The organism is Nesterenkonia sp. PF2B19, assembly GCF_001758425.2.
Lineage (GTDB): Bacteria > Actinomycetota > Actinomycetes > Actinomycetales > Micrococcaceae > Nesterenkonia > Nesterenkonia aethiopica.
This window is the reverse complement of the sequence record NZ_MDSS02000014.1, coordinates 33,999-55,768: the sequence shown is the minus strand read 5'-3', so window position 1 is coordinate 55,768 and position 21,770 is coordinate 33,999. Positions and strand designations below refer to the sequence as shown.

Genomic DNA, 21,770 nt, shown 5'->3' with positions numbered 1-21,770 from the left:
ATCAGCCAGGGGTGGATCAGCCAGGGGTGATCAGAAGCTCTCCTGACCCTGCGGGTTCAGCTCGGGCAGGTCCCGGCGGGCGTCACCGTCGATGGACGGGTCCAGCTGGAACGTGTCGAAGCCGATGGACAGGTCCGAGGAGTACACATAGCCGTTGTAGTAGTACGACGACCAGGTGCCGCCGTCGCTGATGCCCTCACCGCAGTCGAACCAGGCGACCTCCTCCGGGTTCGCCGAGTCGGTGAAGTCGAACACCGAGATGCCGCCCTGGTACCAGGACTGCACCATCAGGTCCCGACCCTCCACCGGGATCAGCGAGCCGTTGTGCGCCACGCAGTTCTCGTTCTCCGAGTTGATGCGCGGGATCTTGTAGTAGGAGGCGAACTCCAGCTCACCGTCGACGATGTCATAGATGGCGTTCGCGCCGAGGGTCTCGCCGAACTCCTCGGTGCAGGTGGCCCAGCCGCCACCCCCGAGCTCATCGGTGAAGACGACCTTGCTGGCGTCGTTGTTGAACGTCGCCGAGTGCCAGAACGCGAAGTTCTCCACGTCGCGCACCTGACTGATGACCTTCGGCTGCTTGCGGTCCGAGATGTCCATCAGGATGCCGTCGCCCATGCAGGCGCCGGCGGCCAGGTCATGCTCGATGTAGGTGGTGATGTCGTGGCAGCCGCTGGTCTCGGTGTATCCGCCGCGGTCGTCACCCTCATAGCCGCCGTCGGGGAACAGCACCGGCTCGGAGGCCACCTTTGCGGCGTGCGGGGCGTTGACCGGGATCTGCACCACGGAGATCAGGTCGTGCGGGGGCTGGCAGTTCGCCAGCGCCGGGTTCGGCGAGTACGAGGAGACGTACACGTAGAGCATGTTGCCGTTCTTCGAGGGCGCCAGCGAGTTGGTGTGGGAGCCGCACTTGGTCTCCACAGCCTTCACGTACTCCGGCTCGGCAGGGTCGCTGATGTCGAAGATCCGCAGGCCCTCCCAGTACTCCTCGGTGTCGGAGGTGCGGTCGGCGCCGCAGGTGTCGTCCTCCATGCGGGCATCCACGGAGAGCACCAGGACGTCCTTGTAGACTGAGACGTCGTTCTGCGGGCCCGGACAGTGGACCTGCACCAGCTGCTCGGGGTTCGCCGGGTCGGCGAGGTCGTAGACGGTGAAGCCGTCATAGTTGCCCACATAGGCGTACTCGCCCTGGAAGGCGATGTCGGAGCCGGTGGACTGCAGCGGCCCATTCTTCGGGACGTTGCTCAGGTGCTCCATATTGTGGCTGGCCACCTCGCCGGGCCCGACGTCGGGCTCCCCGGGGCCGCTCTCCAGCTGGTTCAGCCGCTCGATGACCTCCTCCTCATCGAAGGCCTCCTCGCTGACCTCCTCCTCGCTGAAGAAGTCCTCATTGAAGGCGTCCTCGGGGACGGTGGAACCGTCGTCCGGAGTGGCGGCGGCGAGAGGGGCCGACAGGGACAGGACAGCTCCTGCCAGCAGCACGGACATGGTCGCCCCCGCCCCAGCCTTCGCCTGTTGTCGAGTGATTCGTGGAAGACGCACGGGCGTCAACACCTCCTAGATCGGATAGAGGTAGTATTACGAATCAACTGCTTCAGGTCTAGGGTTGACGACATATTTGTTCGCCTGATCACCTATCGATGGAGAGATTTCTCTGTGACACGCCTCGCCCGCATCACCCCAGGTCAGCGCGAAGGAACGGCCGTACGGCCGACATCTGACCGGCCGCGGACGGCCCTGTGCGCAGCGCTGCTGGGCGGCGCACTCGCCCTCGTCGGCTGCGGGAACGAGGGCCCGGAGCCCGAGGAGGCGGCCGCGCCGTCGTCCTCGGTCCTGCTGTCCTCCGGGCCCGGCGAGGACACCGAGCGGGTGGACCCGGAGGACTATGAGGGCGTACAGGGCCTCAGCGACGAGTGGAATGACGTGGACGCGGAGTTCATGACCATGATGATCGCCCATCACGCCCAGGCCCTCGAGATGACCGCCCTGGTCCCGGCCCGCGCAGAGTCCGAGCAGCTGAAGACCTTCGCCGAACGGATGCACCTGGCCCAGAAGGGCGAGATCGGCTACATGGCGGACTGGCTGGAGGCCCGCGACCAGCCGGTCCCCCAGGAGGCCCGGGAGGTCGCCGAGGGCGAGATCCCCTCGCCGGACACCCACTCCCACGGCGAAACCCCGATGCCGGGGATGCTCAGCCAGGAGGAGATGACCGCGCTGCGGCAGACCGAGGGCGAGGAGTTCGACCGCCTCTTCCTCGAAGGCATGATCGTCCACCATGAGGGCGCCCTGGAGATGAGCGAAGGTGCCCAGGCGCACGGCATCGACCTGGCCGTCCAGGAGCTGGCCGGCCACGTCCACTCCGACCAGACCGCGGAGATCTCCCGGCTGGAGCAGCTGCTCGACGAGCTCTGAGGTCAGGGCCGCCTCACCGTGGCATCAGAGTGAAGACACCCCAGCCCAGATGCTCCCGCTGGTGCAGCAGATCGCGCCGCGGGGCGACCGAGAGATCCTCCCGCATCTCGTCGGCCAGCGGGTGATGCGGATGACGGTCCAACCAGCGTCGCACCGAGAGCCACTGCGGAGCGGCGTAGCGGTCCCAGCTGTCCGGATCCGCCACAGTGGCGCCCACGACGTCCAAGCCCTCATGGTCCAGGAGATCCAGCAAGGCAGGAAGCTCCGCGTAGGACTCCACGGAACTCGCGTAGCATCCGTCCAACGCCTCCCGCGTCTCCGGGACCCTGCGCCACCAGGGCTCACCGAGCAGCAGCATCCCGCCCGGGGCCAGGCTGCGGCGCATGAGGGCCACCGTGCCGCTCACGTGGGTCTCCCAGCTCTCGCCACCGCCGATCCAGCTGGCCCCCAGACAGGAGACCACCTCCACCGGCTCCTCCGCGACGTGCTCGGCGGCGTCCCCGTGCACGAAGCGCACCGCCTCCGCGACGCCGAGCTCCTCCGCACGAGCCTCCGCGTCGGCCAAGAACGCCCGACTGATGTCCACGCCGGTGCCGGTGAACCCGAGATCACGCGCCCAGGTGCACAGCGCCTCCCCCTTGCCGCAGGCCAGATCGAGCAGGCGGCTGCCGGGCGGCAGACGCAGGGAGCGACCGAGCTGGTCCAGCTTGGCCGGGTCCAGAGGATTGAGGATGCGTGAGCCCGACTCGCGGATGACGAAGCTCTCCGGCAGGTCCATGGCGCCTCCTTGCGGCACTCGCGTGGCCGTGCCGGAACCTTAGCAACCCTCCGCGACGACGGCGACCTCCCCCGCCCGCACGGTGAGGTCTCCAGCCACCTCGGCGCCGGTGATCAGCTCACGGCCGTCGGCGCCGATGACGGCGTCCTGCGCCGTGTGATTGAGCACGAAGAGGTACGTCGCTCCGTCCTCGCCGTGGCGCCGCACGACGTCGACGCCCTCCGGCGCCTCGGCCTCAGCCGCCACGCCGGCCTCATCGAGCACCCGGCCCACGAGGGACTGCAGCGTCTCCGCGTCGGGGCGGGTGCCCAGATACCAGGCCGCACCCTGGCCCACCGGACGACGCGTGACCGCCGGCCGCCCGGCCAACGGGCCCTCGGCCCAGGTGTGCACCTCAGCCGCTCCTTCCAGATGGGTGTTCTCCGCCCAGAACTCGCCACGGCCGCCGCCGTGGAGGGCGTGGGACTCCGCGCCCTGCAACGGCCAGAACTCCTCGGTGCGGATGCCCAGCAGCTCACGGAACGCCCCGGGGTAGCCGCCCAGCCGGACGGCGTCGTGCTCGTCCACGATGCCGCTGAAGAAGCTGATCAGCACCGACGCTCCGGCCTCGGCGGCGTCGGCCAGCGCCTGCGCGTGCTCCTCCCGGACCAGATACAGGGAGGGCACCACGATGGCACGGTAGCCGGAGAGGTCGGCGGAGGGATGGACGACGTCGACCGTCATCCCGGCCAGCCACAGCGCCCGGTAGAGGTGCATGACCTCCTCCGGGTAGGAGAAGTCATTGCGCGGGTGCGAGTCCAGCTCGGAGGCCCACCAGGCCTCATAGTCGAACACCAGCGCCACCTGCGCCCGCACGGTGGACCCCTTCACCGGCTCCAGGGCCCGCAGCGCCTCCCCCAGCCGGACGGTGGTGCGGAAGACGTCGGAGTCCGGGCCGGCATGCGGGACCATCGCCGAGTGGTACTTCTCCGCCCCGGCGGCCGACTGCCGCCACTGGAAGAACATGACCGCATCCGCCCCGCGGGCCACATGCCCCAGCGAGTCCCTCAGCATCTCCTGCGGGGACTTGGTGCGGTTGTGCAGCTGCCAGTTCACCGCACTGGTGGAGTGCTCCATCAGCATCCAGGGACGTCCTGCGGCCACACCGCGGGTCAGGTCCGCACTGAAGGCCAGCTCGATGTGCCGCTCGTCGTCGTCGGCGATCGTGTAGTGGTCGGTGGCGATGACGTCCATCTCTGCGGCCCAGGAGAAGTAGTCCATGGTCTTGGACCGGGTGGTGCACATGAAATTCGTGGTCACCGGGACGCCCGGGGTCACCTCCCGCAGGATGGCCCTCATCTCCCGGAAGTAGGCCAGGAACTCGTCCGAGGAGTACCGATGGAAGTCCAGCTGCTGGGTGGGGTTCACGAACATCGGGGCCCTGCGCGGCGGCAGGACCTCCTCGAAGCTGCTGTACCGCTGGGACCAGAACGCCGTCCCCCAGGCGGCGTTGAGCTCCTCCACCGTGCCGTACCGGGCCTCCAGCCAGGCGCGGAAGGCCGCCGCGGCGTCGTCGGAGAAGTCATGGGCGTTGTGGCAGCCCAACTCATTGTCCACATGCCACAGGGCCAGGGCCGGGTGCTGTGCATAGCGTTCCGCGATCGCCCGGGTCATCCGTAGCGCATACTCGCGGAAGACCGGGGAGGACACGGAATAGGCCTGCCGTGCACCCGGCCAGAGGATCGTGCCGTCGGCATCCTGCGGCAGGATCTCCGGGTGACGGTGGGTCAGCCACGGCGGGGGCGAGGCGGTGGCGGTGGCCAGCGCCGCGGAGACCCCCTGCGCATGGAGACGGTCCAGAACGTCATCGAGCCAGCCCCAGTCATACTCGCCCTCGCGGGGTTCGAGCATGGCCCAGGAGAAGATGCCGACGCTGACCAGGTTCACCCCGGCCTGCCGCATGAGTTCGACGTCCTCCTCCCGGACGTCCTGCGGCCACTGCTCGGGGTTGTAGTCGCCGCCGTAGGCGAGGCCGTGCACGGCGGGCCAGCCGAGGCGGGTGGTGTCGCGGGCGGTGGCGTCGTGCTCCGAGGCGGTCATGCGTCGCATCTCCTGGTGGTGGGGACGGATGTGCGTCAGTCCCCGTCGTCTTCGCGTGTCCTCGTGGGATTCCACGGACACGCGAAGACGACGGGGACGAAACGCCTGATCAGCGAGGACAGGTCAGCGCGGAAGGGTCAGCGCGGAAGGGTCAGCGCAGCTCGTTCTCCATCTCGGACATCATCTGGGAGGCGGCGTCCTCCGGGGAGAGCCGCTCGAAGAAGACCTCCAGCTCGTAGCGCTGAAGGATCTGCTGCATCCCGGAGAAGCCCATGGCGGGGACCGGCTCGGGGTCGCCGATCTCGGCGTCGATCTCCTCGATGAACTCAGCCGAGGTCAGGTCGGCGCCGTCGATCTGGTCGACGACGGCGTCCCGGACGTCCAGGTTCGTGGGCAGACCGCGGTCGGTCAGATTGGCCTCGCCGGCCTCCTCGGAGTTGATCATGAAGTCCACGAACTGCTGGGCCTCCTCCGGGTGATCGGTGGTGGAGGCCACCGACATCAGCATGGTGGACTTGAACCACATGCCGTTGTCCTCGGCACTGCCGGTGTGGGAGGGCATGCGCAGCGGCACCATGTCCGCGCCTGCGGCCCCGGAGATCGCCGCCAGCTGGTTGGTCCACCACATGCCCATGGCGACCTCGCCGGAGGCGGTCATGGACTCGTCCGGACCGGGGGTCTGGTCCTCCGCGATCACCGAGGCCGGCGGGTAGCCGCCCTCCTCCATCAGTTCGAGCAGGTGCTCGAAGTACTCGGCGGCGTCGGACTCCTCGAAGCCGAGCTCACCGTCCTCGGTGGTGAGGTTCTTGTCCTGCTGCCGCAGCCAGATCTGCAGGTCCGCAGGCTGGCCCGGGCCGGTGGCGCCATAGACGCCGTCCACGTTCTCCGTGATGGTGGAGGTGATCTCCAGGTAGTCGTCCCAGGTCCAGGTGGAGTCGTCCGGCATCTCGACCCCTGCCTCGTCGAAGACGTCCGGGTTGGCCATGATCACCATGGCGTTGATGCCGGTGGTGATGCCGATCAGCCCGTCCTCGGTGCGACCGTTCTCCACCACGTCCGGGTCCAGCCCGGAGGTGTCCACCTGGTCGAGGTCCAGCAGGGCACCACGGTCGGCGTACTCGCGCAGGTAGGCGTCGTCCATCTGGACGATGTCGGGCATCTCGCCGGCGGCGGTCTGAGTAGCCAGCTGGTCCCAGTAGCCGGACCAGTCGCCGAACTCCGGGGTGACCGTGATGCCGGGGTTCTGCTCCTCGAAGGCGTCGATGATCTCCTGGGTGGCCTGATGACGGGAGTCGGAACCCCACCAGGCGAAGCGCAGCTCGACGTCGCCGTCGTCGTCGCCGCCTCCGCCGCAGGAGGTCAGGGCCAGGGTGCCGACGGTGGCCGCCGCGGCGAGCGAGGTGAAGCGGCCGATGCGGCCGGACAGGTGGGATCCGGTGAGGGGCATGGGATTCTCCGTCTAGGTGAGGGGGTGCAACTCGTCCCAGAGAATTGAAACGATTTTTTCTCACGATAGATGTGATCCCACTCACCTGTCAATACGCCCGGGAAAGCGCCGTCCGAGACGCCCCTCACGCTCGGGGAGCGATGAACGTCGGTCCGCCGCGGCCCACGACGACCCCCTCGGCCCAGCGCACCCGCTCATCCGGAGCCAGGGTGAGCTCACCGCCACCTGCTGCGCCGTCCGGGGCGCCCGGCGCGCCCGGTCCCGTCAGCCGCCCTGTCACCGGCCGCGGAGCGACCCCGACGACGGCGGTGAGCGTGCCGTCCTCGGTCAGCTCGGCCCGCCAACCGCGCGGGATCCGCAGATGCTCCGCCCCGTCGCGCAGCAGCACGGTGCCGGTGTCGTCGGACACGGCCTCCCAGGCCACCCCGCCCAGCCTGCGGGAGGCGGCCACCGCCTCGGCCGCGGCGCCGTGCTCCAGTCGGGTCGGCGCCAGGGAGGTGACCGCAAAGCCGCCGGAGGGCATCGGCAGGATGCCGCAGATGCGCTCGACGGCGTCGAGCAGCCACAGCGCCGCCGGGGAGTAGCGGGAGGTGTAGCCGGCCTCCCCGCTCCACGGGTCCAGGCACTGCGGATAGCGGTCCGCGACGGCCAGCGCGGTGAGCACGGGCTTGAGGAGCACGGCCAGCTCGGCGGGACGGCCGTGATGCTCGAAGGCATGCGGCGCCCGGATCATGGTGAGCATGTTCACCGGCCCGGCCCAGGAGTTGCGGGTGTGGTCGCCGTCGAAACGAGGGTCGTCCATGGCCAGGGAGGTCAGCCCGTAGTGGGACAGGAACCGGGAGGTGGCGAACAGGTGGCGGCGCAGCACCTCGGCGAAGAGGTCGTCGTCGCCGATCTCGCAGGCCATGACGCGCAGCTGCACATCGCTGAGCACCCGCACCGGCTGCCCCGCGGCGTCGAGGTCGTAGAAGGCGGCGTCCACGGCATCCCAGCAGTGGGCGAACAGCGCCTCCCCGCTGGCGGCGGCGGCCGCCCGCCACGGCGTCGGGTCCTCCCCGAGCTCCTCGGCGATCTGGGCCAGATAGGTCCGTTGGCAGGCCACGTTCGCCGTGAGGTCCGGGGCGATGTACGGCATCCCCGGCGCCTCGGGGTCGCAGCGGGAAGCCTCGCCGCCGAGGCATCGGTCCGGGGCGAACCAGAACCGCGGGGACAGGTCATGGCCGGCGTCGAAGGTGCAGAAGGCCTCCACCGCCCCGGTGCCGCGGGTGTCCCGGTGCGCGGCGAGCCATGCGTCGTGCGCGGACATCGCCTCATACATCCGGCGCAGCCACGCGGTGCTCTCGGTGTGCAGGCGGTGGTGGGTCCACACGGAGCGGGCCAGCGGGGTGACCATCTGGATCTGGCTGAAGACCGGACCGTCCCGCGTGACCTTATAGGGGATGAGCCCGTCGTCGCGCTGGTGCTCGGCGAAGAGGGCGAAGGTGTCGGCGGCGGCCTGCGGGGCGAACCGAGAGAGCACCTCGGCACTGATGGTGCCGGTGGACTCGACCCAGGCGCCGTCGTACGCCCCGCCCTCATGCAGCACGGTGACCCCACGCTGCTTCCGGAGGCAGGCGTCCAGGTCCGCGAGCGCCTGGCCCCACCTCTCCTGCAGCGGGCCCCCGACGGCGGCGAAGCCCGCCCCGGTGGCGGCCAGCCCCTCCGCGAGCGCGGAGGAGAGAGCGGATCGGTCAGCCTCGCGCAGGCAGGCGAGCGCCTGCGTCGCGGGCGGAGAGAGCTCAGGCACGGAGAGTTCAGGCACGGAGACTTCAGGCACAGACGCGTCAGGCCCGGACACCTCAGTCAAGGACGCCCTCCATCTCCTGATGGACGCGCTCGGCCGCCTCCTGCGGGGTGAGCCGCTCGAAGTACAGCTCGTCCTCGTAGCGCATCATGATCTCCTGGAGTGCGGAGAATCCCAGCGCAGGCACCGGTTCGGGCCCGGCGAGCTCGTCCTCGATGTCGGCGATGAACTCGGCTGAGACCAGGTCCTGACCGTCGATGGCGTCCAGGACCGCCTCGCGCACCGCCGGGTTGGCCGGCAGGCCCCGGTCGGTGAGGCCCAGCAGGCCGGCGTCGACGTCGCTGACCATGAAGTCGATGAACAGCTGCGCCTCCTCCGGGTGCTCGGTCTGGGAGGACGCGGAGAGGAACATGGAGGACTTGCACCAGAGCCCGTTGTTCTCCGCACTGCCGGTGAGGCTGGGGAAGCGCAGAAGCTCCATGTCCACTCCTGCGGACTCGGAGATCCCGGCCAGCGAGCTGGTCCACATCGGCGCCAGAGCCACCCGCCCGGTGTGGATGAGCTGCTGCTCCGGGTCGGCGCCGCGGTTCTCCGCCATGACTCCGGCCGCAGACATGGCCCCGGCGTGCAGGAGCTCCAGCCAGTAGTCGTAGTACTCGGCGAGGTCGTCGACCTCGAATCCCAGCTCTCCCTCGTCGGTGGTCAGGTGCTGGCCCTGCTGACGCAGCCAGACCTGAAAGCCGCCGGGCTCATTGGTCTCGTTGGTGCCGTAGGCGTCGTCGAGGTTCGCACTGAGCTCCTCGGTGATTGCGGCGAAGTCCTCCCAGGTCCAGGTCTCGTCGTCGGGCATCTCCACCCCCGCCTCGGCGAAGAGCTCGGGGTTCGCCCCCAGAGCCAGCGAGTTGATGCCCGTGGTGATGCCGAAGAGCCCATCCTCGGTGCGGCCGTTGTCCACGGCATCCTGGTCGATGCCGGAGGTGTCCACGTCGGTGAGATCCAGCAGCGCGCCGCGGTCGGCGTATTCGCGCAGGTACTTGTCGTCCATCTGGATGATGTCGGGGGCGTCGCCGCCTGCGGTCTGCGTGGCCAGCTGCTCCCAGTGGCCGCCGAAGTCCGAGTATGAGCCCTCGATGCTGATGTGCGGATGCTCCTGCTCGAAGGCGTCGATGATGGCCTCGGTCCGCTCCACGCGCAGGCCGCTGCCCCACCAGGAGAATCGCAGGTCGACGTCGCCGTCGGCGGTGCCGGCGTCCCCTGCGGAGCAGGAGGTCAGCACCAGGGCGCCGATTCCGCAGGAGGCGACGCTCTGGAGCCCGCGAGGTGAGAAGGGATGGGACACGTGCCGGGGCATGGCGGGCCTTCCTCGGGATTTAATCGTTCCATAAGACTATGAGTGGCCCATGTCACGGTCAACGCCGCCCAGCATGTCAGTCCGGCATGGAGTCATACCGCCGGCGATACCCGGAAGGCGAGGTGCCCGCGTCGCGCCGAAAGTGCACGTAGAAGCTGCTCTGCGAGGAGAAGCCGGCGGCGTGGGCGACGTCGGCGGCGGACCAGTCCGTGGTCAGCAGCAGGCGTTTGGCCTCCGCCAGCCGGCACATGGTCAGATAGTCGGCCACGGTCATGCCCAGCACCTTCTTGAACACGCCCATCGCATAGGTGGGCGAGAGGTGGGCGGCCCCGGCGGCGTCAGCCACGGTGACGGGACGGCGGTGATGGGTGGCCAGGAAGCGCGCCATGACCACCGCATGCTCGGCCGCACCCTGGCCCGGCGCAGACGGCGAGGGCTCCGTGCCCGCACGGTGGCAGGCGAGCACCCGGCGCACCAGAGCCTGCGCCTCCAGCAGGGCGATCTCGGCGTCGTCGCCGGCAAGCTCGGTGCGCCACACCTCGAAGAGGTCGACGGCGCGCACCGGCACGTCCTCCAGAGGCACCACCACAGGCTGCATCCGCAGCAGCATCCCGATGTCCCGCTCACCCAGCCCCCAGCTGAGCACGGTGCTCAGCGGCAGGTGCACCCAGCAGACGTCCGCCTCACCGGGGTCGATGAGCCGATGCGGGAAGGCCGCCCAGAACAGGGCGATCTGCCCGGGACCGATGCTGACCCGGCGTCCGCCCAGCAGGTAGTCGAGCTGACCGCTGACCACGATGTTGACCTCGAGATCATCATGCCGATGCGCCCGCTCCATCACCGGGGGACTGCCGCGCCGGACCCACAGCGCCGGAGGCATGTCCTGCACAGCTGAGGATCCAGGAGGATCTGGGGGGATATCCGGAAGTTTCTTCAACATCACCCGGTCTAGCGTAGCAACTATGAGCCACATCACAGCAGAAGCCCCCGCCCCCGTCAGCATCGAGCACGCACCTGCAGGACCCCGGATCGCCATCATCGGCGCCGGAGGATTCGTGTTCCCCTTCCGCCTCATCGGAGACCTGGTCAGCTTCCCCGCCCTGCGCGGCGCGACGCTGGCCCTGATGGACATCGACCCGCAGCGGCTCGACCGCGTCGCCGGCGCGGCCCGTCGCCTGGTGGAGCATCACGGGTTCCCCACCGTCGTCGAGCAGACCACCGACCGCCGCGAAGCCCTCCGAGGCGCCGACGTCGTCATCATCACCTTCCAGGTGGGCGGCATCGAGTCCTACCGGCACGACGTCGAGATCCCCCGCCGCCACGGCATCGACCAGGCGGTGGGCGACACCCTCGGCCCCGGCGGCGTGTTCCGCTTCCTGCGCTCCGTGACCGCCTACGACGCGATCGCCGAGGACGCCCTCGAGCTGTGCCCCGACGCGCAGTTCATCAACTACGCCAACCCCATGGCCATGGCCACCGCCTACCTGAACGCCGAGGGGCTCCGCACCGTGGGGCTGTGCCACAGCGTGCAGGGCACCACCCGGATGCTGGCCCGCACCCTGGGCGTGCCCTATGAGGACGTCACCTTCACCAGCGCAGGCATCAATCACCAGGCCTGGATCCTCTCCTTCCGCCGCGGGGAGGAGGACCTGTACCCGCGGCTGCGAGAGGTCATGGGCGCCCGGCACCGGCGCGGACGGGCGGCGGCATCGCTGACCGCCGACGACGGCGACCACAGTGGCGAAGCTGACGCCGCCAGCGACTACGAGGGCGGCAACGAGCAGGTCCGCACAGCGATCATGCAGACCTTCGGACACTTCCAGACCGAGTCCAGCCACCACGCCTCCGAATACCTGCCCTACTTCCGCAAGACTCCGGAGCTGGTGGAGGAGTACATCCCCAGCCGCTGGGACTACTACGAGATCTGTGCCGCCCATGACGAATCCGGGGATCTCAGCGATCAACTGGCCGAGCTGCAGGCGGAGCTGAAGCCGTCAGTGGAGTACGGGGCGATCATCGTCAATGCGATGGTCACCGGCCGGCCGGCCGTGGTGCACGGCAACGTCCCCAACAGCGACGCCGGATTCGCCCCCGGCTCCCAAGGCTCCGTGATCACGAACCTGCCGGGATCAGCCTGCGTGGAGGTCGCCTGCCTCGTGGACGGCGCCGGGGTGCGGCCCACCCGTTTCGGCGATCTGCCCCCGCAGCTGGCCGCGGTGAACCGGACCAACGTCAACGTGCAGGAGCTGGCCGTGCGCGCAGCTCTGGAGGGCTCGCGCGAGCACGTCCATCACGCCGTCGCCCTGGACCCGCTCACCGCCGCCCTGCTCACGGTGGAGGAGATCCGTGAGATGACCGAGGAGCTGCTCACCGCGCACGCTGCGCTGCTGCCGGATGCGCTGCGGAGCTGAGCGGCACCGGCTCCGGACGCTCCGTCGTGGTGGTCATGTCCACGGCCCGACCGGCCGTCGCCGAGGACAGCAGCCCCTCCATGACCTCCAGCACGTGAAGCCCCAGCTCTCCCTGGGCCCGCCCGCGCAGGGGGTCCCCGTCAAAGGCGCCGGACCAGAGCAGATCGGCGATCCCATAGCCGCGGGCGGCCTCCCGGTAACCGGCCGCAACCGGCAGCTCCTGCCAGCCGGCACCGCCGCGGAACAGGGACACGGAGCCGTCGAAGCGGTTGGGGTCGGGCACTGCGAGCGCGCCCGCGGTGCCCTGGATCTCGATCGGCGCGGCATGGGTGGCCGCGCCGTCGAAGCTCATCACCACGGTGGAGATGGCACCCGAGGTGTGGACCAGCGCGCCGGTCACGTGGCTCGGCGTGGTGACCGGGATGCGCTCCCCGGCTCGGGGGCCGGAGCCGATGACCCGCTCGTCCCGCAGCGCGCCGGCGGCACCGATGACCTGCCGGACCGGACCCAACAGGGTCACCAAGGTGGTCAGGTAGTAGGGGCCCATGTCCAGCAGCGGGCCGCCGCCGGGCTGGTAGTAGAAGTCCGGGTTCGGGTGCCAGGCCTCGTGCCCGGGGATGACCATGGTCGCCGTGGCGCTCATGGGGGTGCCGATCTGCCCGGCGTCGAGTGCGGCGCGGGCCGTCTGCACCCCGGTGCCCAGCACAGTGTCCGGGGCGCTGCCGATGACCACCCCGGCCTCGCGCGCCTGCCGGAGCACCTCGCGCCCGGAGGCGACGTCGGCGGTGAAGGGCTTCTCCGCGTAGACGCCCTTGCCCGCACGGATCGCCGCGGAGGAGACGTCGGCGTGGGCCTGCGGCACCGTCAGGTTGAGCACGAGGTCCACATCGTCACGCCCCAGCAGCCCGTCCAGGTCCTCCGCGGCCGCCCCGTGGGGCTCGGCCACGGCTCGCGCACGGTCCAGGTCAAGATCCGCGACGGCGACGAGCTCGAGGGCCTCCAGCCGGCTGATCGTCTCCAAGTACTGGCCGCTGATGTTCCCGGCGCCGACCATGCCGAGACGCACGTGCTCCGCTCCAGGCCGCACCTGGCCTCCCTGATCGCTCATCTCCTCGCTCATCGACTCGCCCACAGCATCCCCCGTTCGATGATGGTGCGGACACTGGGATGCTCCAGGACCTCCACCCGGTGGCCCGGAGTGGAGACGAAGACCCGCCCCTTCCCCCAGCGGCGAGTCCACACGGCCGGGTTGACGTGCGGGCGCTCCCAATCGTCGAAGTCCCGACGAGGCAGCGTGGTGGTGGCCAGCACGTCGATCAGGTCATCGTGCAGCACCCAGTACTGCTCGGTGACCAGGTCGAAGCTCTCGATGCCGCGGGTGATCGGGTGGTCCTTCTCCAGGACGTCCACCCGATACGGGATGTAGTAGTCGGACTGCTCACCCGTGCGCTCCTCCGGCGCCACCGGCGGGTGGTGGGCGAACTGGCCGCCGATCAGCTGCAGGTACCCGTCGCTGTTCCGGTAGGAGTCGGCGATGCCGCCGTGCCAGCCGGCCAGACCGGCCCCACCGGCGACGGCGGTGCGCAGGCCCGTGAGCTGGTCGGCCTCAATGGTGGACATGGTCATGCACTGCACGATCAGATCCACCTCCCCCATCGTGTCCGCATCGGCGTAGACCTCGGGGGAATCGTGCACCTGGCAGTCGTAGCCGTTCTCCCGAAGGAACGGCAGGAACAGCTCGGTGGCCTCCATGGGCTGGTGGCCGTCCCAGCCGCCGCGGACGATGAGCGCTCTCTTGGTCATGGATCTCCTCAGACGAAAACGTGGTCAGACGAAGGGGTGGTCAGGCGATCAGGCGGCCCTCAGCGGGTCACGGAGGTGTACCGGCTGGAATCCTCGGCGCTGCGCTCCACGGCGTCGAGCACGCGCTGGACGTCGAGGGCCTCCCCGAAGTCGGGCCGGGCACCCTCGGGGGCATCCAGGGCGGTCAGCACGTCGGCCACCTGGTGCACGAAGAGGTCCCCGTAGCCCAGGCCGTGACCCACCGGCCACCAGTGGTCGGTGTAGGGGTGGACGGCGTCGGTGACCTGGATGGTCCGGAATCCCTGGGTCTGCTGGGGGTCATCGCCGTCGAAGTACTCCAGCTGGTTCATCCGCTCGAAGTCGAAGGCCACCGAGCCTCGGGAGCCGTTGATCTCCAGCCGGTTGGCGTTGCGCCGGCCCAGGGCGAACCGGGTGGCCTCGAAGACGCCCACCGCGCCGCCGGAGAACCGGGCGGTGAAGGCGGCCGCGTCGTCGACCGTCACCGGCCCGCGCTCCCCGGTCACGTCCCCGGCGCGCCGAGCCCTTCCGCGGAGCCGGAGACCGGGCGGGAGGTGACGAAGGTGTGCAGCAGCGCCGAGACGCCGTCGATCTGCTGGCCGGTCACCCACTGGGCGGCGTCGATGGAGTGGGCGCCGATGTCGCCCAGGGCGCCGCTGCCGGCAGTCTCCTTGTCCAGTCGCCAGGTCAGCGGCGCGTCCGCGTCGGAGAGCCAGTCCTGCAGGTACTGCGCCCGCACATGCCGGATCTCGCCCAGCCGCCCCTCCTCCACGAAGCGGCGAGCCAGGGCCAGCGCCGGGGTGCGGCGGTAGCTGAAGCCGCAGAACGTGTGGACACCCCGCTCGGCCGCCTGCGCCGCGGCGGCGGCCATGGACTCCGCCTCCTGCACCGAGTTGGCCAGCGGCTTCTCGCACAGCACATGCTTGCCTGCGGCCAGGGCGGCCTCCGCGATCACCGCGTGGGTGTCACCGGGGGTGCAGATGTCGACGACGTCGATGTCCTCCCGGGTCACGGCGTCGCGCCAGTCGGTGGCGATCTCCTCGACGCCGAGCTTCTCGGCCGCCGCGCGGGTGCGGGCCTCGTCCCGTCCGACGAGCAGCGCGACCTCGGGCCGACGCGGGAGATCGAAGAAGCGCGGCGCGGTGCGCCAGGCGTGCAGATGGGCCGCACCCATGAAGCATGGCCGATGACCGCGATCCGGACAGGTTGAGACATCGTCTCTCCTTGAGGCATGGGAAGGTCTGGCATGAACTGGTGATCAGCATCACTGTATCGATATAGGCCCGACGTTGCCAGAGGACCGTCACCCCCGACGGGAATGACGGCCCTGGAATGCTTGACATGCAATCAGTCACTTGCGTAATGTGCGGGCATGGCCGACGTCTTCAAAGCCCTCGCCGACCCCACGCGCCGGGCGATCCTCGACGGACTCACGGAGAACGAGGAGCAGACGCTCTTCGAGATCTGCTCCCGGCTCTACGCGAAGCACCAGCTGAGCTCGTCCCGGCAGGCGATCTCCCAGCACGTGGACGTCCTGGAGGAGGCCGGGCTGGTGGAGACCTCCCGGCGCGGCCGCTACAAGATCCACCGCATCAACACCGCCCCGCTGCAGCCGATCGTGGACCGCTGGCTGATCCCGACGCACACCACCCCACCTGACCAGGAGGAACCCCGATGAGACTTCACCAGATGAGCGTGATGGTCGACGACCAAGACCGCGCACTGCAGTTCTACACCGACGTGCTGGGCTTCCAGGTCCGCCACGACATCCCGATGGGCGAGGCCCGCTGGATCACCGTGGTCTCGCCCGAAGACCCCGACGGCACCGAGCTGGTGCTCGAGCCCAGCGGCCATCCGGCCGTCCCTCCGTTCAAGGAGGCGCTGGTGGCTGACGGCATCCCGTTCGCCTCCTTCGCCGTAGACGACGTCGCCGCCGAGCACGAGCGCCTCACCGCCCGCGGCGTGGAGTTCACCCAGCCGCCCATGGACATCGGCCCCGCGATCATGGCGGTCTTCGACGACACCTGCGGCAATCTCATCCAGCTGCTCGAGCACAAGCGGTGAGCTCCTGGAGCTCCGAGTCATACCCGGTTATACTCGATTCATGAAGACTGCGATATCAGTACCCGACGGGACCTTCGAACGCGCCGAGCGCGTGGCACTGAGACACGGCATGAACAGGTCGCAGTTCTACGCGAAGGCCGCCGAGCGCTACGCGGACGAGCTCGATGCCCACGACACGACAGCGACCATCGACAGCGTCGTGGATGTGGTCAATGCCGACGAATCGGCTCGCTTCGCCGTCGCCTCCGGACATCGCATGGCTGACGGGGACGACGAATGGTGAGGAGGGGCGACATCCATTGGTGCCACCTCCCGCCTCCGACCTCGAGCGCCCCCGCCAAGCGGCGCCCCGTGCTGATCATCCAGGACGATTCATACAATGCCAGTCGGTTGGCGACCACGATCGTCGTGGCGTTGACCTCCAACACCGCACTCGCTGCCATGCCGGGCAACAGGTTCCTGCCAGCAGCCCTCACGGGTCTTCCTCGTGACTCCGTCGCCAATGTCACGGCACTCATGACCGTCGACCGTCGGGACCTCGATGCTCACCCTGTCGGTCAGGTGCCTGCTCACCTGATGGACGGAGTCGACGAGGGCCTGCGACAGGTGCTCGACCTGCGGGCGTGACCGGGTGGGTCACCCCCGTCACACCACGCGGCGGGCACCGGCGGCCGGCGGTGCCCGGAACACCTCCGGCTCGGTGAACCGGTCCGCAGCGAAGGCCTCCCTCACCGCAGACCGCACCCGCTCATGCAGCCCCACCGGAGCCAGGGCGATCACACAGCCGCCGAAGCCGCCTCCGGTGATGCGCGCGCCGTGCACGCCCTGGGCGGAGACCGCTTCGAAGGCCACATCGATCTCCTCCACCGTGACCTCATAGTCGTCCCGCAGGGACAGGTGAGACGCGCGCATCCTCTCCCCGACGCCGGCCAGGTCGCCGGCGCGCAGCAGATCGACGGTCTCGATCACGCGACGGTTCTCCGTGAGGACATGCCGGGCCCGGCGCCGCAGCACCTCGTCCTCCACCGGGGTGAGGATCTCGGCGACGTCGGCCTCCGTGTCGCTGAGCACCCGCAGCGACTCCACACCGAGGACGCGGGCCGCCTCCTCGCACTGCCGACGTCGGGCCGCATACTCCCCATCGACCAGACGATGCGGGGCCCTGGTGTCGATGACCAGCACCTCGGCGTCGCCCTCCGGGGCCAGCGGCACCGGGGTGGGCTGCAGGCTGCGGGTGTCGAAGAGCACCGCATGCCCGGCCTGCCCGAGCATGGAGATCATCTGGTCCATCAGCCCGCACGGCATGCCCACGTAGTCATTCTCGGCACGCTGGGCGAGGCGCGCCATCTCCAGGGGCCGCACCGCCGCGCCGGCGAGGTCGGCGACGGCCAGCCCCACGGAGCACTCCAGCGCCGCCGAGGAGGACAGCCCCGCCCCGTGCGGGACGTCGGACTCGATCAGCAGGTCCACGCCTGCGACGTCGACGTCCTCAGCGAGCAGACCTGCCTGGCCCGCGGTACGCAGGGACCAGCACATGGCCGCCACATAGGCCGCCCAGCCGTCCACGCCGCCGGGCCTCAGCTCCTCCAGCGCGAACTCGACGGTCTCCCCCGTGAACAGCGAATGCGCCCGCACGAGGCCGTCCGCGCGCCGGCGGGCGGCGACGAGCGTGGCCTGTGGCAGGGCGAAGGGCAGGACGAAGCCGTCGTTGTAGTCGGTGTGCTCCCCGATGAGGTTCACCCGCCCCGGGGCGGCCCAGACGCCGTCGGCGGCCTCGCCGAAGACCCTCCGGAACTCCTCCCGCACCGCCTCTGCGCGTTCCAGCAGCACCTCCGTCACCGGGTCTCACCTGCCTCCCGCAGTCGCTGAGCCATCTGCTCGGGCGGGATGTCATTGATGAACACCCCGACGCCCGACTCGGAGCCGGCCAGGTACTTCAGCTTGGTGTCCGCCCGCCGGATGGAGAACAGCTGCAGGTGCAGCCGGAAGTCGGTGCCCTCGGCGGAGGCCGGCGCCTGCTGCCAGCCGGAGATGTAGGGCAGCGGCGTGGCGAAGAGCCGATCCCCGCGCTGCAGCACATCCAGATACAGCGCGGCGAAGGCGTCCCGCTCGTCGTCGGTCAGCTCCGGCAGGGTGCGCACGCTGCGGTGCGGCATGAGGTGGATCTCCACGGGCCAGCGGGCCCAGGACGGCACGAAGGCGGTCCAGTGCTCGTTGTCGGCGATGACCCGCTCCCCGGCGGCCCGCTCGGCGGCCAGCGTCCGGGCGAACAGGTCCTCTCCGGTGGCCTCGCGGGTCGCTCGTGCCTGCTCCAGCATCCTCGAGGTCCGGGGAGTGGGGAACGGGTAGCCGTAGATCTGGCCGTGCGGGTGATGCAGCGTCACCCCGATCTCCTCGCCCCGGTTCTCGAAGCAGTACACCTGATCCACCTCGGGCATCGCCAGCAGGGCGGCGGTGCGGTCCGCCCAGGCGTCGACGACGGTGCGGAGGCGCCGCACGTCCAGCTGGGCCAGCGAGGTGGTGTGCTCGGGGGTGAAGCAGACGACCTCACACCGTCCGGCGCCGGGATGACGCACTGTGGTGAGGTCCTCTCCGGCGGCGATGGCCGCCTCCGCGAAGTCCGGGGGCAGGGCGGGCCCGCCGGCCAGGGAGGGGAAGCGGTTCTCGAAGACCACCACGTCATAGTCGGACTGGGGGATCTCGGTGGCCCGCTCCTCAGTGCTGGGGCACAGCGGACAGTCGTTGGTGGCAGGCTTGTGGGTGCGGTTCTGCCGCGCGGCCGCCACGGCCACCCATTCGCCCAGATAGGCGTCCCAGCGCAGCTCGGAGCCGCCGCCGGGGCGACTGATATCGCGGGTGTCATGCACCTGACGGGTGCGGGCGACGTCGTCGTAGAAGAAGATCTCGCGGCCGTCGGCGAGCGTGGCCTGGGTTCTGTTCACCGGTGTTCTCTCCTGAGGGGTGGGGCGAGGGGACGGGCCGATCAGCCGGCGGCACGCGCCGTACGCGGGCTGACGAGACGCACCTCGTCGATGTGGTCGCGCAGCGCGTCCGCCGCCTCCGCCGGCAGCGCGCCGTCCAGGATGACCATGTCCACCTCCGTCAGCTCGGCGAAGGTGGAGATGCCCAGCACGCCCCATTTGCTGTGGTCGGTCAACAGGATGCGTCGCTGCCCTGTGGCCAACAGGGCCTGGTTGGTCTCGGCCTCGAGGTAGTTCGGCGTGGTGAAGCCCTCCGGCACGGACACCCCGTGGGCGCCAAGGAAGGCCAGATCGGCGTGCAGGCTGCGCAGAGAGGCCGCAGCCAGTGGTCCGACGAGGGCGTCGGAAGGTGTCCGGACGCCGCCGGTGAGGATCACCGTGCGGTCTGCGCGCGGCTCCGCCTGGAAGACGTCGGAGATGCGGGTGGAGTTGGTGACCACCGTGAGGTCCTCGACCTCGCGGAGCAGGCGGGCCAGGGCCCACGTGGTGGTGCCTGCCGAGAGCGCCACGGACGTGCCCGGGCGCACCAGCTGGGCCGCCTCCTGGGCGATCGCGGCCTTCTCCGCCTCCATCTGGCCGGACTTGGCCTCGAAGCCGGGCTCCTCGGTGCGGCGGGTCTCGGCCCTCACGGCCCCGCCGTGGACCTTCACCAGGGCGCCCTGGGCGGCGAGGGCGTCCAGGTCACGGCGGATCGTCATGTCGGAGACGCCGAACTGCTCCACCAGAGCGGTGACGCTCACGGCGCCGTCGGTCTGGACGATCTCCGCGATGCGGGATTGGCGCTGGGCTGCCAGCATGGGACCTCACAGAGGTAGGTGGTTCACGTCACAGCCATTAAACCACCATGATCAAACAAGAATCAACATGGAGCGACGAGATGTCGTGCGCGGCGCACCAGCCACGCCCTCCTGAGATGCACGCCCGTCCGCACCGGACGCACGGACGGATGCACCCAGACCCCGCTCTCAGCGCTCCACGGCAGCAGCTCCAGGACCAGCGGAGCGGCCCGCAGCTCCTCCCGCCAGGCGGTCACCTCGAGCTCCCACACGCGCCCGTGCCAGTAGTGCTCGCTGACCAGCCTGTCACCGATCCAGGCCCTGCCGACATCTCCCGTCCAGTCGACACGCACTAGCAGCCGCCCGTCCTCCGCCAGATGCTCAGCAGGGACGTCCAACTCGACGACGGCGGCGCCGCTGAAGTCCTCGGGTGCGGCGAGCCGGCCCTCCGGGCCGCCGGCTCGTGGCACCGGGACCGCGGCCGGCGGGGCCAGGTCATCAGCAGCACCAGCTGGTCGCCGCGCGCGGAGCGTGGACGCGACGACGCCGCCACCGGGCCGCGGCGTCGTCGAAGACCGCGAGCTCCACCTCCGACTCCTCCGTGTGCACCACCAGCCCGCCCGGGGACTCCGGATCCGCGTGCACGGGTGCGGAGCTCAGGACCATCCGGTCAGCCAGCACACCCAGTCGATCGGCGTCGGTCTCGTCCAGGATCATGATGCGCACCTCTCCGCAGCGGACCAGGTCCTCCGGGCCCGGCACGGCGCTGAACTCCAGCAGCGTGTCGCCGGTGGAGGTCACCGACCTGCGGCCGGGGCCGGTAATCTCCGGCTCACCGGCGAGGAGCAGCTGGACGCGACGCGCGCCGCGCGCGGTCAGCACCAGCAGCTCGGCGGAGCCGCCCTCGATTCGACGCCGGGTCAGCACCTCGGCGGTGGCGCAGCGCAGCACAGGGCCCTCCGGCCCGCCGAGCGGGAGGTTCACCGGCCACACGGTGGAGACCCCCGCCGGGAGGTCGATCGGCCGGGCAGGAACGGTCTGGGGCCGGCGCAGCCCCTCCCGGGCACCCAGATGGAGCTGCAGCTGCGGCTGGGGGTCGAGGTGTCCGTGGGGGCGATAGGTGCTCAGGAAGAGCCAGCCGGACTCGCCGTCGGTGCGCACGCCCAGCGCAGGCTGCGTGGATCATCCGCGACCCCGCTCCCGACCGTGCTGCGCATGGGGGCCAGCCGGGAGCCCTCCGCGGCGAGCCACAGGTGCTGGCGGCGGAGCATCCCGTGGTGCGCCCGCACGGTGGCGTGCTCGCCGAGCGGCGCGCCGAAGTCATAGCTGATGCGGGGCACATCCTGGGGCTGCCCGGCCTCCTGGGACTCCTGATCCCCGTCCGGGGTGCTGCCTCCCGCGTACATGTAGTAGCCCTGCCAGACGGAGCCGCTGCCCACTGTGGCCAGGGCGAGAGCGGCGACGTCCTCGGCCGTGACCAGCGGGCGGCGGTGATAGGCCACATGCATGCCGCCGCCCAGCTCGCAGGTGATGAACGGGGCGTCGGCGGCACTGGCCAGCACCGCACTGGGCTGGATCTCACTGGGCTGGCCGTCGTCGAGGTCGTCGCGGACCTCCTCGTAGTGGAAGTGCGCGGCGGCGAAGGGCAGCTGCTCGACGGATGAGTCCGCCCAGAAGCCGTCGGCGTAGCCGCTGCAGACCGGCAGCAGGGGAAGCCCCTGGTCCCGCCGGGGCAGCAGGGTTCGCCCCCATCCGGTGGCGGTCCACAGCGGCACGCGGAGCCCGTGCTCCTCGGCGATGCCCCGCAGCGTGGCCAGGTGCTCCGGCTGATCCGCCAGCTCGTTCTCGATCTGCGCGGCGATGACAG

Annotated in this window: 21 protein-coding genes and 1 pseudogene; 6 read left to right on the top strand and 16 right to left on the bottom strand. The window is 70.0% G+C overall.

Features of this window, described 5'->3' with window-relative positions; translation table 11 throughout:
- Positions 1-30: 30 nt before the first annotated feature.
- Positions 31-1,542, bottom strand: a complete 1,512-nt coding sequence (locus BCY76_RS06285; protein WP_237090009.1) for an LVIVD repeat-containing protein — start codon at positions 1,540-1,542, stop codon at positions 31-33.
- Positions 1,543-1,656: 114 nt separating this feature from the next.
- Between BCY76_RS06285 and BCY76_RS06280 the strand changes: the two genes are divergently transcribed.
- Entirely contained in the window at positions 1,657-2,412 is a 756-nt protein-coding gene (locus tag BCY76_RS06280) for a DUF305 domain-containing protein (protein ID WP_083277452.1), read from the top strand.
- A gap of 13 nt (positions 2,413-2,425) precedes the next feature.
- Here the strand turns inward: BCY76_RS06280 and BCY76_RS06275 are convergent, their stop codons facing one another.
- The 6 genes from BCY76_RS06275 to BCY76_RS06250 all read right to left on the bottom strand — a co-directional run bounded on the left by BCY76_RS06275 (position 2,426) and on the right by BCY76_RS06250 (position 10,730).
- Positions 2,426-3,190, bottom strand: a complete 765-nt coding sequence (locus BCY76_RS06275; protein ID WP_085437368.1) for an SAM-dependent methyltransferase — start codon at positions 3,188-3,190, stop codon at positions 2,426-2,428.
- 39 nt (positions 3,191-3,229) lie between these two features.
- Positions 3,230-5,278: a beta-galactosidase gene (locus tag BCY76_RS06270; RefSeq protein WP_083277453.1), complete on the bottom strand. Its 2,049-nt coding sequence runs from the start codon at positions 5,276-5,278 to the stop codon at positions 3,230-3,232.
- Positions 5,279-5,420: 142 nt separating this feature from the next.
- Entirely contained in the window at positions 5,421-6,716 is a 1,296-nt protein-coding gene (locus BCY76_RS06265; RefSeq protein WP_085437366.1) for an ABC transporter substrate-binding protein, read from the bottom strand.
- Between the two features lie 124 nt (positions 6,717-6,840).
- The gene (locus BCY76_RS06260) at positions 6,841-8,517 is read right to left on the bottom strand and encodes an MGH1-like glycoside hydrolase domain-containing protein (protein WP_139827651.1); all 1,677 of its coding nucleotides are present in this window, start codon (positions 8,515-8,517) and stop codon (positions 6,841-6,843) included.
- Positions 8,518-8,554: 37 nt separating this feature from the next.
- On the bottom strand, positions 8,555-9,850 hold the full coding sequence (locus BCY76_RS06255; protein ID WP_070159763.1) for an ABC transporter substrate-binding protein: 1,296 nt from the start codon (positions 9,848-9,850) through the stop codon (positions 8,555-8,557).
- 76 nt (positions 9,851-9,926) lie between these two features.
- On the bottom strand, positions 9,927-10,730 hold the full coding sequence (locus BCY76_RS06250) for a helix-turn-helix domain-containing protein (protein ID WP_237090011.1): 804 nt from the start codon (positions 10,728-10,730) through the stop codon (positions 9,927-9,929).
- A gap of 82 nt (positions 10,731-10,812) precedes the next feature.
- On the opposite strand from BCY76_RS06250, the gene melA reads away from it, so the two are divergent.
- Positions 10,813-12,261: an alpha-galactosidase gene (gene melA, locus BCY76_RS06245; RefSeq protein WP_085437362.1), complete on the top strand. Its 1,449-nt coding sequence runs from the start codon at positions 10,813-10,815 to the stop codon at positions 12,259-12,261.
- On the opposite strand, the gene BCY76_RS06240 is transcribed toward melA, so the two are convergent.
- From BCY76_RS06240 to BCY76_RS06230, 3 genes and pseudogenes are all read right to left on the bottom strand, one after another.
- On the bottom strand, positions 12,218-13,369 hold the full coding sequence (locus BCY76_RS06240) for a Gfo/Idh/MocA family protein (protein ID WP_070159791.1): 1,152 nt from the start codon (positions 13,367-13,369) through the stop codon (positions 12,218-12,220). The genes melA and BCY76_RS06240 overlap by 44 nt on opposite strands.
- Positions 13,370-13,377: 8 nt before the next feature.
- Entirely contained in the window at positions 13,378-14,064 is a 687-nt protein-coding gene (locus tag BCY76_RS06235; protein WP_070159767.1) for a ThuA domain-containing protein, read from the bottom strand.
- Between the two features lie 59 nt (positions 14,065-14,123).
- Positions 14,124-15,297, bottom strand: a pseudogene (locus BCY76_RS06230) (Gfo/Idh/MocA family protein).
- A gap of 157 nt (positions 15,298-15,454) precedes the next feature.
- Between BCY76_RS06230 and BCY76_RS06225 the strand changes: the two are divergent.
- From BCY76_RS06225 to BCY76_RS06210, 4 genes are read left to right on the top strand one after another with little or no spacing between them, the layout of a single operon-like run.
- Complete coding sequence (locus BCY76_RS06225; protein WP_070159768.1) at positions 15,455-15,760, top strand: ArsR/SmtB family transcription factor; 306 nt, start codon at positions 15,455-15,457, stop codon at positions 15,758-15,760.
- Positions 15,757-16,146 carry a VOC family protein gene (locus BCY76_RS06220; RefSeq protein ID WP_070159770.1) on the top strand — a complete coding sequence of 130 codons (390 nt, stop codon included), beginning with the start codon at positions 15,757-15,759 and terminating at the stop codon, positions 16,144-16,146. Before BCY76_RS06225 ends, BCY76_RS06220 begins: the two co-directional genes overlap by 4 nt.
- 40 nt (positions 16,147-16,186) lie before the next feature.
- A complete protein-coding gene (locus BCY76_RS06215; RefSeq protein ID WP_070159772.1) occupies positions 16,187-16,429 on the top strand; it encodes a hypothetical protein in 243 nt (80 codons plus the stop codon).
- Positions 16,423-16,773 carry a type II toxin-antitoxin system PemK/MazF family toxin gene (locus BCY76_RS06210; RefSeq protein ID WP_070159774.1) on the top strand — a complete coding sequence of 117 codons (351 nt, stop codon included), beginning with the start codon at positions 16,423-16,425 and terminating at the stop codon, positions 16,771-16,773. Before BCY76_RS06215 ends, BCY76_RS06210 begins: the two co-directional genes overlap by 7 nt.
- A gap of 18 nt (positions 16,774-16,791) precedes the next feature.
- On the opposite strand, the gene galK is transcribed toward BCY76_RS06210, so the two are convergent.
- From galK to BCY76_RS19045, 6 genes are all read right to left on the bottom strand, one after another.
- Positions 16,792-17,985: a galactokinase gene (gene galK, locus BCY76_RS06205; RefSeq protein WP_237090008.1), complete on the bottom strand. Its 1,194-nt coding sequence runs from the start codon at positions 17,983-17,985 to the stop codon at positions 16,792-16,794.
- Positions 17,982-19,088 (bottom strand): galactose-1-phosphate uridylyltransferase, encoded by a 1,107-nt coding sequence (gene galT / locus BCY76_RS06200; RefSeq protein ID WP_070159776.1) that lies wholly within the window; start codon positions 19,086-19,088, stop codon positions 17,982-17,984. Before galT ends, galK begins: the two co-directional genes overlap by 4 nt.
- Positions 19,089-19,129: 41 nt before the next feature.
- Positions 19,130-19,924, bottom strand: coding sequence for a DeoR/GlpR family DNA-binding transcription regulator (locus tag BCY76_RS06195; protein WP_070159778.1), 795 nt, complete (start codon positions 19,922-19,924; stop codon positions 19,130-19,132).
- Positions 19,925-19,986: 62 nt separating this feature from the next.
- The gene (locus tag BCY76_RS06190) at positions 19,987-20,373 is read right to left on the bottom strand and encodes a hypothetical protein (protein WP_070159780.1); all 387 of its coding nucleotides are present in this window, start codon (positions 20,371-20,373) and stop codon (positions 19,987-19,989) included.
- Between the two features lie 28 nt (positions 20,374-20,401).
- Positions 20,402-21,064 (bottom strand): hypothetical protein, encoded by a 663-nt coding sequence (locus BCY76_RS06185; RefSeq protein ID WP_085437360.1) that lies wholly within the window; start codon positions 21,062-21,064, stop codon positions 20,402-20,404.
- Positions 21,028-21,765, bottom strand: a complete 738-nt coding sequence (locus tag BCY76_RS19045) for a hypothetical protein (RefSeq protein WP_272896823.1) — start codon at positions 21,763-21,765, stop codon at positions 21,028-21,030. Before BCY76_RS19045 ends, BCY76_RS06185 begins: the two co-directional genes overlap by 37 nt.
- Positions 21,766-21,770: the final 5 nt, after the last annotated feature.